Genomic DNA, 13864 nt, shown 5'->3' on the forward strand with positions numbered 1-13864 from the left:
TCAGGTTGTTAGTTGTAAAGAGAAGGCTCACCCGCTGGGCGGGTCTTAAAACGGCGATGTAACCACATATATTGGTCTGGTGCCAACAGGATCTCTTTTTCAACCACCTTGTTCATAAAGGCGGCAGCATCAAGTTCGTTATCCAGCGGAAAGTTTTCTACCGCAGGTTGAATGATAAGTTCATAACCTTGGCCGTGGGGTAGACGCCGTGGAGTAAAGGGAATAATTGCCGGTTTACCCATACGTGCCAGCATGTAGCTACCGGAGGTGGTCGCGGCATTGTCTACAGCAAACAGGGGAACAAAGACACTGCTGCGTGGGCCGTAGTCATGATCGGGGGCGTACCAGATAATCTCGCCTTGTTTCAGGGCGCGGATCATCCCTTTAATATCTTTACGATCCAGCATGGATTTATTGGAGCGCATACGTCCCCAGGTTTGTAGCCAATCTATCAGTTTGTTGTCATGGGGGCGATAGACACCTATTCCTGGATTATAAATACCAAAGGTACGTGCGCCCAATTCCAACGTCAGAAAATGCAGGCCGATCAGCAGAACACCTTGCTGGTTATCCCGCGCTTTTTGTATCTGTTCCAGGCCCGTGACAGTAAACCAGCGCTCGATACGCCAATTGGGCCAGAACCAGGCCATACCGGTTTCAAGTAATCCCATTCCGACGGATTCAAAGTTTTTCCTGACTAATGCGTCACGCTCAACGCTTGTCATCTGCGGAAAACAGAGCTCAAGGTTACGCTGTGTGATTGCTACTCGGCGCTTGAGAAAATGCATGGAGAAGCGACCTAGCCCCGTCCCCAATTGATAGAGGAGCGGGTAGGGAAGCATAACCAGCAGGTAAAGCAAACCAATGCCAAACCAAGTGAGCCAATAGCGCAGATGGAGTAACGAACGATTGAAGGTAGGAACTTGCGTCATAGTTTCTCAGCTTAGAAGCAATCAGTTAACACTTATTGCAGAGAAATCGTATACACCTGGCCATTTTCTAATACGGGGGCACTCATTGCCCCAGGTTTACTTGATCCACCTTTGAGCTTGGCCCTGGTCACCAGTTTATTGTGTTCGGTTGCTTTTTGGGCAACGTCATCAATCAGGCTATAGACCGGTTACTTTGCTAAAGGAACAACAAAATCCATCACGTAGAAAGGATTCGGTGTATATGATGATTCGTCTGCTATTTATCCTCTATATTGTGACATTTTTTCTCTGTAACGGGAAAAACAACAGCATTACTCAGCCTGTTTGTTGGAAAAAAAAGGATTAAGTAATGTTTTATTAAGATAGGCAATATAAATTGTCGAGAGCGCCATGAACTGGCGATTGGCTATGGTGTTTAATGCTGCGTGGCTGTCGTAAGGGTAGCAACCGGTCATCCTTCTTACAGGTGGGCACTGAGGAGCTGAGAACTCAATGCCCAATTCACAGTCGCTACTCTTTAAATAATCCTTTCACCGCTTGTGGCTCTGAGCGCCAGTATTGGGGCGGTGCTTTTACATTGGCCCCTAATTTTGCTGCGGCATGCCATGGCCAACGCGGGTTATAAAGAATACCACGGCCTAGTGCCACCATATCCGCCTGCCCGGTGGCGACAATCGCTTCCGCCTGTTCAGCTTCGGTGATCAGCCCAACAGCGATGGTGGGCATACCAACTTTCTGCTTGATAGTTTCAGCAAAGGGGACCTGATAGTTCGGCCCGATAGGGATCTGTTGCTGAGGGGAAAGTCCACCGCTGGAAATATGGATATAGTCACATCCCAGTTGTTTTAATGCGGCTGTTAATTCAACAGACTGCGGCTCATCCCAGCCGCCATCAACCCAGTCACTGGCTGAAATTCTTACACCAAGCACTTTATGTGCTGGGAGTACCTGGCGTACTTCGCTGAATATTTCCAGTAGTAGACGCATCCGGTTTGCTAAACCACCGCCGTATTGGTCTGTACGCTGGTTGCTCAGTGGTGACAGGAATTGATGGAGCAAGTAACCGTGCGCGGCATGTACTTCGATGAGGTCAAAACCAATACCATCAGCACGTTGTGCGGCGGCGACAAATTGCGCCTTTAATTGCTGGATTTGTTCCAGGCTCATGGCTTGCGGAATTTGATCCTGGCTATTAAAGGGCAGGGCGGAAGCAGAAAGCGTTTGCCAACCTCCTTCAGTTGCCGAAATTTGTCCCCCACCTTGCCAAGGGACAGCACATGAGGCTTTACGACCAGCATGGCCTAATTGAATACCCAGTGGCATGCGGCTGTATTTTTTTACCGCTGTTACCACATCCGCCAGTGCCTGCGTGGTTGTTTCATCCCATAGGCCGAGATCTCTGTCGGAAATGCGCCCTTCTGGCGCAACTGCCGTGGCTTCAACAATCAGCAAACCCGCACCAGAGTGGGACAGATTTCCCAGGTGAATAGTGTGCCATGGAGTGGCTTTGCCATTATCGGCAGAATATTGGCACATAGGGGCGATAATGATGCGGTTAGGTAGCGGTAAGGCGCCTAGGGTAATGGGGGTAAAAAGTTGGCTCATAATGTCCTTGTGATTGGTCAAAACCGTGATTTTGGTTAACAGGCGGTATGCTCTAATTACACCTGAGTGGGCGGGGGGTCAATGAATATTGCTGGTACTTGCTGCGGTGCAAGTTGCAAGAAGGGCACTGATGCCAGTCATCGGTTTTACTTAATGCCGATGCTTGCTGGTGTTGTCCTACTTGCAACTTGATTAAACGTGACTAGATACGCTTTTTTGAGCCGTTGCCTGATTACTGTTTCTCGCGCACACCTTCAACGGAGATGATCAGTTCAACTTCCTGCGAGGCTGGGCCGAGGTCAGTGGTGATGGCAAAATCTTTCAGTTTGATTTTCCCTGCTGCTTCAAAGCCAGCACGGTAGCCGCCCCATGGATCGTTACCTTGACCCGTCAATTTGGCATTGAGGGTGACTGGCTTGGTGACGCCATTCAGTGTCAGGTTGCCGGTGATGATATAGTCTTCACCTTGTTTCTTCACCTCAGTGGACTCAAAAGTGGCTTTCTGGTGTTTCTCTGTGTTAAGGAATTCACCACTACGTAGGTGTTTGTCTCGCTCTGCGTGGTTAGTATCTACACTGGCGGTATTGATGGTGACATTAACTTTATCTTGAGCGGGATCTTTTTCATCAAAAGTGAAGCTACCATCAAAGTCTTTGAAGGATCCGTAGAGCCAGCTATAGCCTAAGTGTTGAATACGGAATTCAATAAATGCGTGTTGACCCTGCTTATCTATTTTGTAGTTGGCTGCCAAGGCCGAGCCTGTGTTTAATAACAGGGCTGCAGTGACAAGGCCCAATAATTTTTTCTTTAACAACATAACAATCTCCAAATAGCCAAGAGGTTAATCGGCGCTGTGACCCAGCATCCGTTTTAAAGTGACATCACGATCGATAAAGTGATGTTTAATTGCTGCCAAAGCGTGTAGTACCGAAAGTACGACAACGGCCCAGGCAAGATAAAGATGGACTGTTCCTGCAGTATCTGCTTGCTGCGGTAAATTGGTCAGCAGTGCCGGTAGATTAAACCAGCCAAAAACACTAATCGGCTGGCCATCACTGGTGGAAATAAGGTAGCCGCTGATCAAAATAGCAAACAGAATAATGTATAGCGCAATATGAGTTAGGGTGGCACTGATGCGGGTAAAACGGCTATAGCTATCAAGTGGTTTCGGTGGTGGTGAAATCCAACGCCAAATTACTCGAATGGCCAGAACAATAAACAGTATAACACCGATACTTTTGTGGATTTCTGGTGCTTGGTGGTACCAGTTATCGTAATAACCGAGTGTTACCATCCAGAGGCCTAAAGCAAACATGCCATACAGGCTAAGGGCTACCGACCAATGAAGCAGAATAGAAATGAACCCAAAGCGATGGGCAGTATTTCTCCAAAGCATAATAATTCCTTTTGGTGTCAACAGTTGCTGGCTAATAGTTATATATGAATGAAAGGTAATGCAATAATTAAATGTGTTTTATTGACTTTTAAATTTTCTTATTCAGTTTATTTGCCCAAGTCATGGTTAAGTTGGTCAAATAAATGTGGTAATGGGTTGTTTTTAGGCGGAGCCTATAAGGGGGTTGTTTTTTGAGATCGGCTCGATCTTTGTCTGAATTATTCATTTTATAAATTTTCCACCGGTTTATTATAAGCGGGATGATACAGGACGGCCGAATGTGTTTTATTGTCATATTTTGTTTTTTTAAGTAAATGTTACTGTGCACGCTAATTAATAAGTGGTTAATTAAATCGGTGTTGAACGAGAACCAAAGGAAACAGGGTGGTAAGGTTAATATCTCTGTAGTCACTCAAGGAATTAGATTTTTTATTAGGTTAAAAATTAACAGCTGTCCATTTTATTCATTCTATAACCTAAATAATTCGAGTTGCTTGTAGGTAGCAACTGAGCGACAAATCGGTCAGGACTGATTTGTACAACGCTTGCGTTGGCCCCATTAGCGGCGAGTCGCATGGATGAGACGAGTAACCGCAGCCAGTACCTAAGCAGCTTGAAGTATGGCGAGTATAGATAATTTGCCTCAAGTTACCACTTAACGTCACTCGAGTGACTTTGTCAGGGCGAGTAATGCAGTCAATCCCTCACAATGTGAATGTGATGTGTATAATAGACGAGCTCTTGAATCTGCAGGCCTTTGACGCAAGGAAATCAAATGAATAACGTTGAGTTTAATGATCGTAAACTTCGTTTGCTGATAATGCTGGCGATGTTGGTGGTGATCCTTGCTGGAATAAAGGCGGCTGCAGATATCGTCGTACCGTTCTTGCTAGCGGTATTCCTGGCGATTGTGCTGAATCCGTTAGTCGCTTTGTTGGAACGCTGGCGGGTACCCAGAGGATTAGGGGTGATGCTGATAGTGATGGCGATAGTGGTGATATTGTTTACATTCATCAGTATGCTTGCCTCATCACTGAATGAGTTTGCACGGACATTGCCACAATACCGCGGGATAATGCTGGAAAAGTTGCATGATCTGCAATATTACGCTGAACGTTTCAATATCGACCTGACTTTTTCGGCTGATGCGATAATTAAGTTGGTTGATCCTGGCACCACGATGAATCTGGTGACCCGGTTGTTAAGCCAACTTTCCGGGGTGATGACCAGTGTTTTCCTGCTAATGATGACCGTGGTTTTTATGCTGTTTGAAGTCAAGGTGTTGCCCTTCAAACTCCAGCAGGCATTGGATAAACCTAAAGAAGGAATGGTTACCATCAAACGTGCCCTGAAAGGGGTTACACATTACTTGGTGATCAAAACTATGTTCAGCTTGGTGACAGGGCTGATTGTCTGGGGCTTTCTGAGTTGGATTGGGGTACGCTTTGCCTTTATCTGGGGCATGATGGCCGTTATGTTCAACTACATTCCTAATATTGGTTCTGTCATTGCGGCTATCCCACCGCTGATTCAGGCGCTGTTATTTAATGGATTTGCTGATGCACTGGCGGTAGCTGGGGGATATATCCTGATTAACCTGATTATCGGTAATATTGTGGAGCCGCGTATTATGGGACGTGGGCTCGGGCTTTCTACATTGGTGGTGTTTCTTTCGCTGATTTTTTGGGGCTGGTTGATGGGGCCAGTGGGTATGTTGCTATCGGTGCCACTGACTATGATTGCCCGCATCTCGTTGGAAACGATGGACGGGGGCTATAAAGTAGCGGTGATCCTGGGGGATGGGCAGGTAAAAAAAGAAACAGCGGCAGAATAAGTTGCCGTGATTACACGGCTAACAATTCCATCGCAGGCTGGGTTAACGTGGCGGTTGATGGATAAAAATAACGTAACACATTATACAGTGAGTAAAATTCTAACCGGTTACGAACATTGACCTTTTCGGTGATATGACGTTTATGTACATATACAGTATGGGTGCTGATATCCAGCTTTTTGGCAATGCGATAGTTGGGTATTTCAGACATCCAATATCTCATTACCGCGAGTTCTTGTGGGCTGAAGAGTGAATAGTACCCATTGTTCATTAAGCTAACCGGTCTATCACGCAATAAACTCAATACGTCAAGCATCGCCGCCTTATTGAACATAAAGGTGTTATCGGCAATTCGCATTGGCATATCGCTGTAGGGATAAGGTGCATCAAGGTAGATATACAGTGTTGATTGCCGGGCTGCGTTGAAAAAGGTCTGAATCAGCGGGTTATTTTCACTATACCGGCAGTAATCGGTTAAGTTCACCAGGATATGGGTAGGTTTGATGTTGGCTAATAGCAACAGCGCAGATTGAATGTCTTGGCAACAGGTCACAGAAGCGAAGACATGATCAGTAAAGCAGTTGGCGACCCCCAAACGAGTGAAGCCACATTCATCCATAACGAGCAGTTTCATACTGACATCCTTGTTAGTAGTATATTTTTATTACATGTAAGTCGCTGGTGAGTGCCAACCAGCATAAACCTGCAGATTATACAGGTTTAGATCACTCCCTATGCAGCAGTATGTTCAATCCTGAATCCTGATGCGATAGCTGGGTATCCTGACGGCAGACTATACTACAAATAATTTGCGTTACAAGATGGAGACGCTACTCAATTCTAGGTTATTTTCGAATTAGGTTTTCCCAGATATCGATATGATGAGGTACTGACCTGGTAGACATACCTAGTCTATTCAAGTGGCTGCATTGTATTAGCTGCTAAAATGCCTAACTCCTACCTGTTACTCTATTACGTGCAGTTATTCCGCCCTGTAATTTTACTGGCTTTTAGCAGCGATTCAAGGTGCAAGAGCAAACAATCTAGTGAGCGCCATTTAGGCGCTCTTACTGGATTACTACTACCTGCAACTTGAATGACGCTGGGGCAAATTAATGTTTTCTTCGGTCAAGATCTTGGTAATCGGTTGATTCAATTTTGGCGATGCCAGCCTCAAGGATATTGATTAATTGGCGGGCAACATCCGTGGTTAGCCAAAGCGTCCGGTCAACTTGTGCCTCTTCGGCTGATTGGTCTTGTGAAGATAGGTAATGAAGGCGAATCATCATGGCATTATAAACATCGACTGTGCTGATATCCCAGCCAACCAGTGGATGTGTTTGTATTACTTCATCATTTCTGCCCATAGAGACCCCTTATCAAGTAGTGACAAGCATAGGTTAGTTACGAGGAGCAGTGCATATCATCGTTGAGATGAGTTATTACAGTATAAGCGTCAATATTCAGGTGTGGATCTTTTTATACTCGTCATTCTTCAAACTGCTTGGGTGTGAGCGGACTTGCCACCTACAAACAACTCGAATTATTTAGAGTATAGGGCGAATTAGAGAAAATAAAAAAGCCGAAGAGCGACCTCCGGCAAAACAACGACTACATGGCAGAATTACTCTGCAGTAAACCAATCGTCGGCACTTTCCCAGGTTTCCTGAAGTATTTCCGCGATCAGCTCTTTCTCTGTTTTATTACCGCCCAACACCGAGAGCCCGTTAGCACTGGCATAGCGAATTTGTACTGCGGCGTCAGGAAATTGACGATTCACCCGCTTACTGAATTCGTTTGTCAGGGCTTCAATTGCTCCTGGTGGCAGTGGTTTGGTTTTATCAATAGTGATTTCAACACGCATGGTAACCCCCAGCATTCAAGACTGTTTATTTATACAGTATATGAATGATGGAGGCAAGTATAAATCAAGATGAAAAATATTAGCAATCAACCACTGACCAATTAATGTTCTCACCAGCCAGAAAAGGCACAATCGCTTCTTTATTATCTAAAGTAATTTCCTCTGGTTGGCTAACGGGTAGCCGCTGTAACACGATGAAATCCTCGTTGACGGGTAAGTCATAGAAGCGCGGGCCATTGAGAGAACTAAAGGCTTCCAGATGCTCCAATGCGCCCAGTTGTTCAAAGATCGTCGCGTATACAGCAATGGCATTCGGTGCGTTAAAAACACCAGCACAACCACAACTTGATTCTTTGCGATGCTTTGCATGAGGAGCAGAATCCGTTCCCAGAAAGAATCTGTCTGACCCGCTGCTAATAGCCTGGCATAACGCATCTTGGTGAATGTTACGCTTGAGGATTGGGAGACAAAACAGGTGAGGGCGAATACCACCAACCAGCATATGGTTACGGTTGAACATCAGGTGCTGCGGGGTGATGGTTGCTCCCAGAAATCGGTCGCCTGCCAATACGTATTGCGCCGCTTCTTTAGTGGTAATATGCTCGAAAACGATTTTCAATTCAGGGAATTGGCGGCGAATAGGTTCCATTACTTGATCGATAAAATAGGCTTCTCGGTCAAAAATATCGACATGTTTATCAGTCACTTCACCATGGATTAGCAGTGGCATCCCCATTTTCTGCATTTGCTCGAATAAAGGATAAATCCCTTTAACGTCACTGACACCATGGCTGGAGTTGGTGGTCGCATTGGCAGGATAGAGTTTAGCTGCAGTAAACACACCCTGTTCGAAACCCTTTGCCAATTCCTCCGCTGTCAGTGAATTAGTCAAATAGCAAGTCATCAAGGGCTTGAAATGATGATTCACCGGGATGGCGGCCATAATTCGTTCCCGATAACTTAATGCTGCGGCAACACTAGTGATGGGGGGGGCCAGGTTTGGCATCACAATTGCCCGGCCAAATACTTGACTAGTATAGGGTAGAACCGTTTTCAGCATGTCATCATCACGTAGATGGAGGTGCCAATCATCAGGACGGCGGATTTTCAGGGTTTGAGGTTGTGCTGTCATAGGGTGGGGCTCCGGCAGTTAAAAGGCTGAATAGAAGCGCGTAACTGTGGGTTATTTACGCCGGGGTGTAAGGATAAGCGGAAATGGCTTGCGATGCATCTATTTGTTGATAATGGGTTCTTAGCGACATAGATGAGAGCGGTCTGTGTCGGTAGATATAAAAACCCGCCCTGACCAGACTGGTTCAGGGCGGGTTAAGGTCATTTGCCGTTAAACGGCTATGCGAGCACGCCGTATAACTTAATCATTAATCGGCTGTGGCTTGGTAGCCGGTGCAATCGCTTTATTGACAGCTGCATGCCCACCAGCGGCACCTTTACCTGTAAAGTCAAAGGCAGGACGTTGCCAGTCACTCGCGGGTACCACTTCCGCTTGGTAAGCCGGTGCCGGTGCTTTAGTCACTGGCGCGGTTGCTATGTGCTTATACAGCACTGGTTGTGCATTAATAACCGGTGTTGGCGCTATTTGCTCAACCACAACAGGCATTGCTTGTTCTGGCAGTACTTGTTCTGGCAACGCAATAACTTCGCTTACTGTTGTTGCTTCTGGTTCAGTAGTCACTACTGTAACCTCTGCTTCGACGGGTTGCGATGTTGTCATGGCAACCGGTGTTTCAACCAGCACGTTTTCACTCGGTACTTCAGCGATGACTTCTACCGATGCTGTTTCTATCACTACTGATTCAGTCACTACTGATTCAGTGGCTGCAGGCAGAAGGACTTCCTCCACAACTGGCTGGATCTCAACGGTATCGACAACAGGTTGTTGCACGGAGACCATTTCAACCATGACCGGTAAAGTGGTTAGTGATTCTGTTACCACTGCTGCGTTTTCGGTTGTGGCTTCAGTCTGAACTTCAGCCGATGGCACCGATTGTACGATTGGATAGCTTACCCAGACCTTACCTGAAGCTAATTCCGGTGAGGCAAACCCGCCAGCCAGTGGCATTGGTGCGTGGGTTGGATAGCGCTCGTCACGATAGCGACGACGACGCTGACCACTGACGCGCAAATGACGCGGCGAACGACGAGAGCGGCGCGGCATACCATTTTCAGCATTATTGCGATCACGGTGATCGGCTGGTGCATTAGCGGTAGACGGCTCTGCGATTGCCTGTGGCAGCAGCTTCACACTATCTTCTTGCACCGGAAGGTGTTTTTCTTCTGCCGGAACCTGAGGCGCTTTAGGTGCCAGTAACTCTTCTGCTGCACGGTGCAGCTCTTCCTCTACCGACAGAACGCGAACTTTCTGCGTGAGCTGACGGCGTTGGCGGCGCTGTGATGGCTGCTGGTAACGATCTTCTTGCTCTTCGTCATTAGCGATGATCACCACATCTGCACTTTCGATCGCTTTGACTTCTTGCGGGGATTGGCGTTTTTCGTCCTGACGGCGGCGTTGACGTTCAGGGCGTTGTTCACGACGCTGTTGTTGGTCATCCCGTTGCGGTTTCGCTGCTTCTTCAGTAGGTTGAACCTCACTGTTGACGGTAGCTTGCGCATTCTGCTGGCTGTTACGGCGATTATTTCTACGCTGTTCGTCACGATTGTCACGATTGTCACGATTGTCACGATTGTCACGATTGTCACGCGATTCACGGTTATCGCGACCTTCGCCACGATTGCGATCACCGCGCTCACCTTTATTATTACGGCCAAGGCCTTGGCGTCGTTGACCACGGCGGTCTTGACGACGGTTGTCGCTCTCTTCCTGGGCCGGACTTTCTGCCGGTTTGTCTGCACTTGGCGCATCAACACCCGAGAACATCGATTTAAGGCCACCAAACAGGCGGCTTAACAACCCAGGTTTGTCAGTAGTTGTTGCGGACACCGTTGTTTGAACCGTTGTTTTAACGGTTGTTTTAACCGTTGCTGCTGGTTCACTGATAACAGGGTCGTCAGTTGATGGTGGTGCCTCGGCTGCCAGTGTAAAGGAGGCTAATGCCGGTTGTTCCGGGCGTTTGCGCTCCATCGGCGCATCTTCTTGCGGCTGTGCCATCTCTTCTTCATACAACTTCGGTAAGAGATAACTCAGTGTTGGGGTATCTTCACCCTTACGCACACGGAGCACTGAATAATGCGGTGTTTGCATTTGATCATTAGGCACGATGATCGCTTTCACACCACCTTGGCGTTTTTCAATCGCACTGACAGCATCACGTTTTTCATTCAACAGGTAAGATGCCACTTGAACTGGAACGATAGCGTGGACTTCTTTGGTATTCTCTTTCAGTGCTTCTTCTTCGATCAGACGAAGAATAGAGAGAGCCAGGGATTCGTTATCACGAATAGTGCCGGTGCCAGTACAACGTGGGCACACATGATGGCTGGACTCACCTAATGATGGGCTGAGGCGCTGGCGAGACATCTCCAACAGGCCAAAGCGGGAAATACGCCCAATCTGAATACGGGCACGGTCCTGACGCACCGCGTCACGCAGGCGGTTTTCTACTTCACGTTGATGACGAACCGGTGTCATATCGATAAAGTCGATAACGATCAGGCCACCCAAGTCACGCAGGCGCAATTGGCGCGCAATTTCATCTGCAGACTCCAGGTTGGTATTGAAAGCGGTTTCTTCAATATCACCACCGCGAGTGGCTCGGGCAGAGTTGATATCAATGGCGGTCAAGGCTTCAGTGGTATCGATAACGATGGAACCACCAGAAGGCAAGCGCACTTCACGCTGGAAGGCCGACTCGATTTGCGACTCAATCTGATAATGGCTGAACAGTGGGATCTCACCACTATAAAGCTTGATCTTGCTAGTGAAATCCGGGCGACCCAGTGCAGCAATATGCTCTTTGGCCAGATCGAGAACTTTAGGGTTGTCGATCAGAATTTCACCGATGTCTGGGCGCAGATAGTCACGGAACGCGCGGACTATCACATTGCTTTCCTGATGGATCAGGAAAGGGGCCTGGCGGCCTTCAGCCGCTTTTTTGATGGCTTCCCAGTGTTTGAGACGGAACGACAGGTCCCATTGCAATGCATCGGCAGATTTACCCACACCTGCAGTGCGCACAATCAACCCCATGCCGTCTGGTAGTTGTAGCGAAGAGAGTGCTTCTTTAAGTTCGGTACGGTCGTCACCTTCAATGCGGCGTGAAATGCCCCCAGCGCGTGGGTTGTTAGGCATCAGAACAAGGTAACTACCTGCCAGGCTGATAAAGGTCGTTAAAGCGGCCCCTTTGTTGCCACGTTCTTCTTTATCAACCTGAACGATGACTTCCTGACCTTCACGCAATACATCTTTGATGTTTGGGCGGCCATGAGAGGAGTAATTATTGGGAAAGTATTCGCGAGCGATTTCTTTCAGAGGGAGGAAACCATGTCGTTCTGCGCCGTAATCGACAAACGCGGCTTCAAGACTGGGTTCAATACGGGTGATTTTTCCTTTGTAAATGTTTGCTTTTTTTTGCTCGTGGCCAGGGCTTTCAATATCCAGGTCATACAGCCGCTGTCCATCTACAAGGGCAACACGCAACTCTTCCTGCTGAGTTGCGTTAATCAACATTCTTTTCATCTTAACTTACTCATTATTTTTACATTATCGACAAAGCTGCGGGCACAATCACTTCATGGCCGTGTTCAACCGAAAACCCCGTGTCATCTCGCAAAGTCGTCAACCTCACGGTTGTCGCTTGCATAGGGGCGCATAATTTCGGCAAGCCTGAATTTCTTTTTGAAAAACAGCGCTTTTTAACTTTGGGAATAGCCTCTGACTTATGTTGACAGATCTGATTCCATCTAGCGGCCAAGCTGCAACCCGCAGCCCGCTAATTGTTTGATTTCACATTGCGTCTTACGCCATTGCTGCGCTTTTGTGCTATCAGACAAACTATATAATTCCACAATTTTCCCCATGTTAATGGGAATCAGCACGGAAAGTTCCTGCATTATTCCATTGCTGGTACTGCTATAGCAAGATGACTTTTCCTTATGACGCCGACAACCTTACAATTGACGGGGTCTTGTAGTATCCAAATGACCTGTAGCTTGTATGAAGCTTGGGTCTCTACCTGCCACTTTTCAAACTGCTTCATGTTGACAACAAGCTGAACAAAGCAAGGTATAGATTGTAGTTAAGCACATAAAAAGAGGTGGCGCTATTCACTGGCTCTATTTAGAATCTCGCACCATGAAAACGACCAATCCGACAGTACAGTTAATCACGATTTCTGATGATGAAGCCGGTCAGCGAATCGACAATTTTTTGCTTGCACGCTTGAAAGGTGTGCCTAAGAGCATGATTTATCGCATTGTGCGAAAAGGCGAGGTGCGGGTCAATAAAGGGCGCATTAAGGCTGAATATAAATTGGTGGCGGGTGATGTGGTGCGTATTCCACCGGTACGTGTTGCCGAACGTGAAGATGCCCCGGTTTCTGCCAAGCTGGATAAAGTAGCCGCGTTGGCGGACTGCATCCTTTATGAAGATGACCATCTGTTGTTGTTGAATAAACCTTCCGGCACCGCAGTTCATGGCGGCAGTGGCTTGAGTTTTGGTGTGATTGAAGGGTTGCGTGCATTACGTCCTGAAGCCCGCTTTCTTGAATTGGTGCATCGGCTGGACCGTGATACCTCTGGCGTATTGATGGTGGCCAAGAAAAGGTCAGCGTTGCGTTCCCTTCATGAACAATTACGTTTAAAAGGAATGCAGAAAGATTATCTGGCGCTGGTGCGGGGGGAGTGGCAATCCCATTGCAAGGTGGTACAGGCACCGTTGCTGAAAAATATTTTGCAAAGTGGTGAACGCATTGTGCGGGTTAACAGTGAAGGTAAACCGTCGGAAACCCGTTTTAAGGTTGAAGAGCGCTTTGGCCATGCCACCTTGGTAAAGGCCAGCCCAATCACGGGGCGCACACATCAGATTCGTGTGCACAGCTTGCATGCTGGACATCCTATCGCGTTTGATGATCGCTATGGCGACCGGGAATTTGACCGTCAGTTGGCGGCTACAGGCCTGAAACGCTTGTTCTTGCATGCGGCCATGCTGCGTTTTGAACATCCTGCCAGTGGTGAAACTGTTCGTATCGAAGCACCAATGGATAACGAATTACGTCATTGCTTACAAGTGTTGCGCGCGCAGGCCGCTAAAAAATAAT

Annotated in this window: 11 protein-coding genes; 2 read left to right on the forward strand and 9 right to left on the reverse strand. The window is 47.4% G+C overall.

The window, feature by feature from the left end; all coding sequences use genetic code 11:
- Window positions 1-8: 8 nt before the first annotated feature.
- The 4 genes from AC2A06_RS16325 to AC2A06_RS16340 all read right to left on the reverse strand — a co-directional run bounded on the left by AC2A06_RS16325 (window position 9) and on the right by AC2A06_RS16340 (window position 3933).
- Complete coding sequence (locus tag AC2A06_RS16325; RefSeq protein ID WP_484380966.1) at window positions 9-932, reverse strand: Kdo(2)-lipid IV(A) acyltransferase; 924 nt, start codon at window positions 930-932, stop codon at window positions 9-11.
- 510 nt (window positions 933-1442) lie between these two features.
- On the reverse strand, window positions 1443-2537 hold the full coding sequence (locus AC2A06_RS16330) for an NADH:flavin oxidoreductase/NADH oxidase (protein WP_484380967.1): 1095 nt from the start codon (window positions 2535-2537) through the stop codon (window positions 1443-1445).
- A 232-nt stretch (window positions 2538-2769) separates the two neighbouring features.
- Complete coding sequence (locus tag AC2A06_RS16335) at window positions 2770-3354, reverse strand: YceI family protein (protein WP_484380968.1); 585 nt, start codon at window positions 3352-3354, stop codon at window positions 2770-2772.
- A gap of 24 nt (window positions 3355-3378) precedes the next feature.
- The gene (locus AC2A06_RS16340; RefSeq protein WP_484380969.1) at window positions 3379-3933 is read right to left on the reverse strand and encodes a cytochrome b; all 555 of its coding nucleotides are present in this window, start codon (window positions 3931-3933) and stop codon (window positions 3379-3381) included.
- Window positions 3934-4708: 775 nt separating this feature from the next.
- Here AC2A06_RS16340 and AC2A06_RS16345 point away from each other — a divergent pair.
- Window positions 4709-5767, forward strand: a complete 1059-nt coding sequence (locus tag AC2A06_RS16345) for an AI-2E family transporter (RefSeq protein ID WP_023492570.1) — start codon at window positions 4709-4711, stop codon at window positions 5765-5767.
- A gap of 10 nt (window positions 5768-5777) precedes the next feature.
- Here AC2A06_RS16345 and AC2A06_RS16350 read toward each other — a convergent pair whose 3' ends face one another.
- From AC2A06_RS16350 to rne, 5 genes are all read right to left on the reverse strand, one after another.
- Window positions 5778-6401 carry a LuxR C-terminal-related transcriptional regulator gene (locus AC2A06_RS16350; protein WP_484380970.1) on the reverse strand — a complete coding sequence of 208 codons (624 nt, stop codon included), beginning with the start codon at window positions 6399-6401 and terminating at the stop codon, window positions 5778-5780.
- Window positions 6402-6879: 478 nt separating this feature from the next.
- Complete coding sequence (gene bssS, locus AC2A06_RS16355) at window positions 6880-7134, reverse strand: biofilm formation regulator BssS (RefSeq protein ID WP_037386300.1); 255 nt, start codon at window positions 7132-7134, stop codon at window positions 6880-6882.
- 257 nt (window positions 7135-7391) lie between these two features.
- Window positions 7392-7631: a DNA damage-inducible protein I gene (dinI, locus tag AC2A06_RS16360; protein ID WP_023492207.1), complete on the reverse strand. Its 240-nt coding sequence runs from the start codon at window positions 7629-7631 to the stop codon at window positions 7392-7394.
- Window positions 7632-7710: 79 nt separating this feature from the next.
- Entirely contained in the window at window positions 7711-8763 is a 1053-nt protein-coding gene (gene pyrC / locus AC2A06_RS16365; RefSeq protein WP_484380971.1) for a dihydroorotase, read from the reverse strand.
- 240 nt (window positions 8764-9003) lie between these two features.
- Complete coding sequence (rne, locus tag AC2A06_RS16370; RefSeq protein ID WP_484380972.1) at window positions 9004-12285, reverse strand: ribonuclease E; 3282 nt, start codon at window positions 12283-12285, stop codon at window positions 9004-9006.
- Window positions 12286-12900: 615 nt separating this feature from the next.
- Between rne and rluC the strand changes: the two genes are divergently transcribed.
- Entirely contained in the window at window positions 12901-13863 is a 963-nt protein-coding gene (gene rluC, locus AC2A06_RS16375) for a 23S rRNA pseudouridine(955/2504/2580) synthase RluC (protein ID WP_484380973.1), read from the forward strand.
- Window position 13864 lies beyond the last annotated feature (1 nt).

The organism is Serratia sp. HNCC26DJ244, from assembly GCF_057180565.1.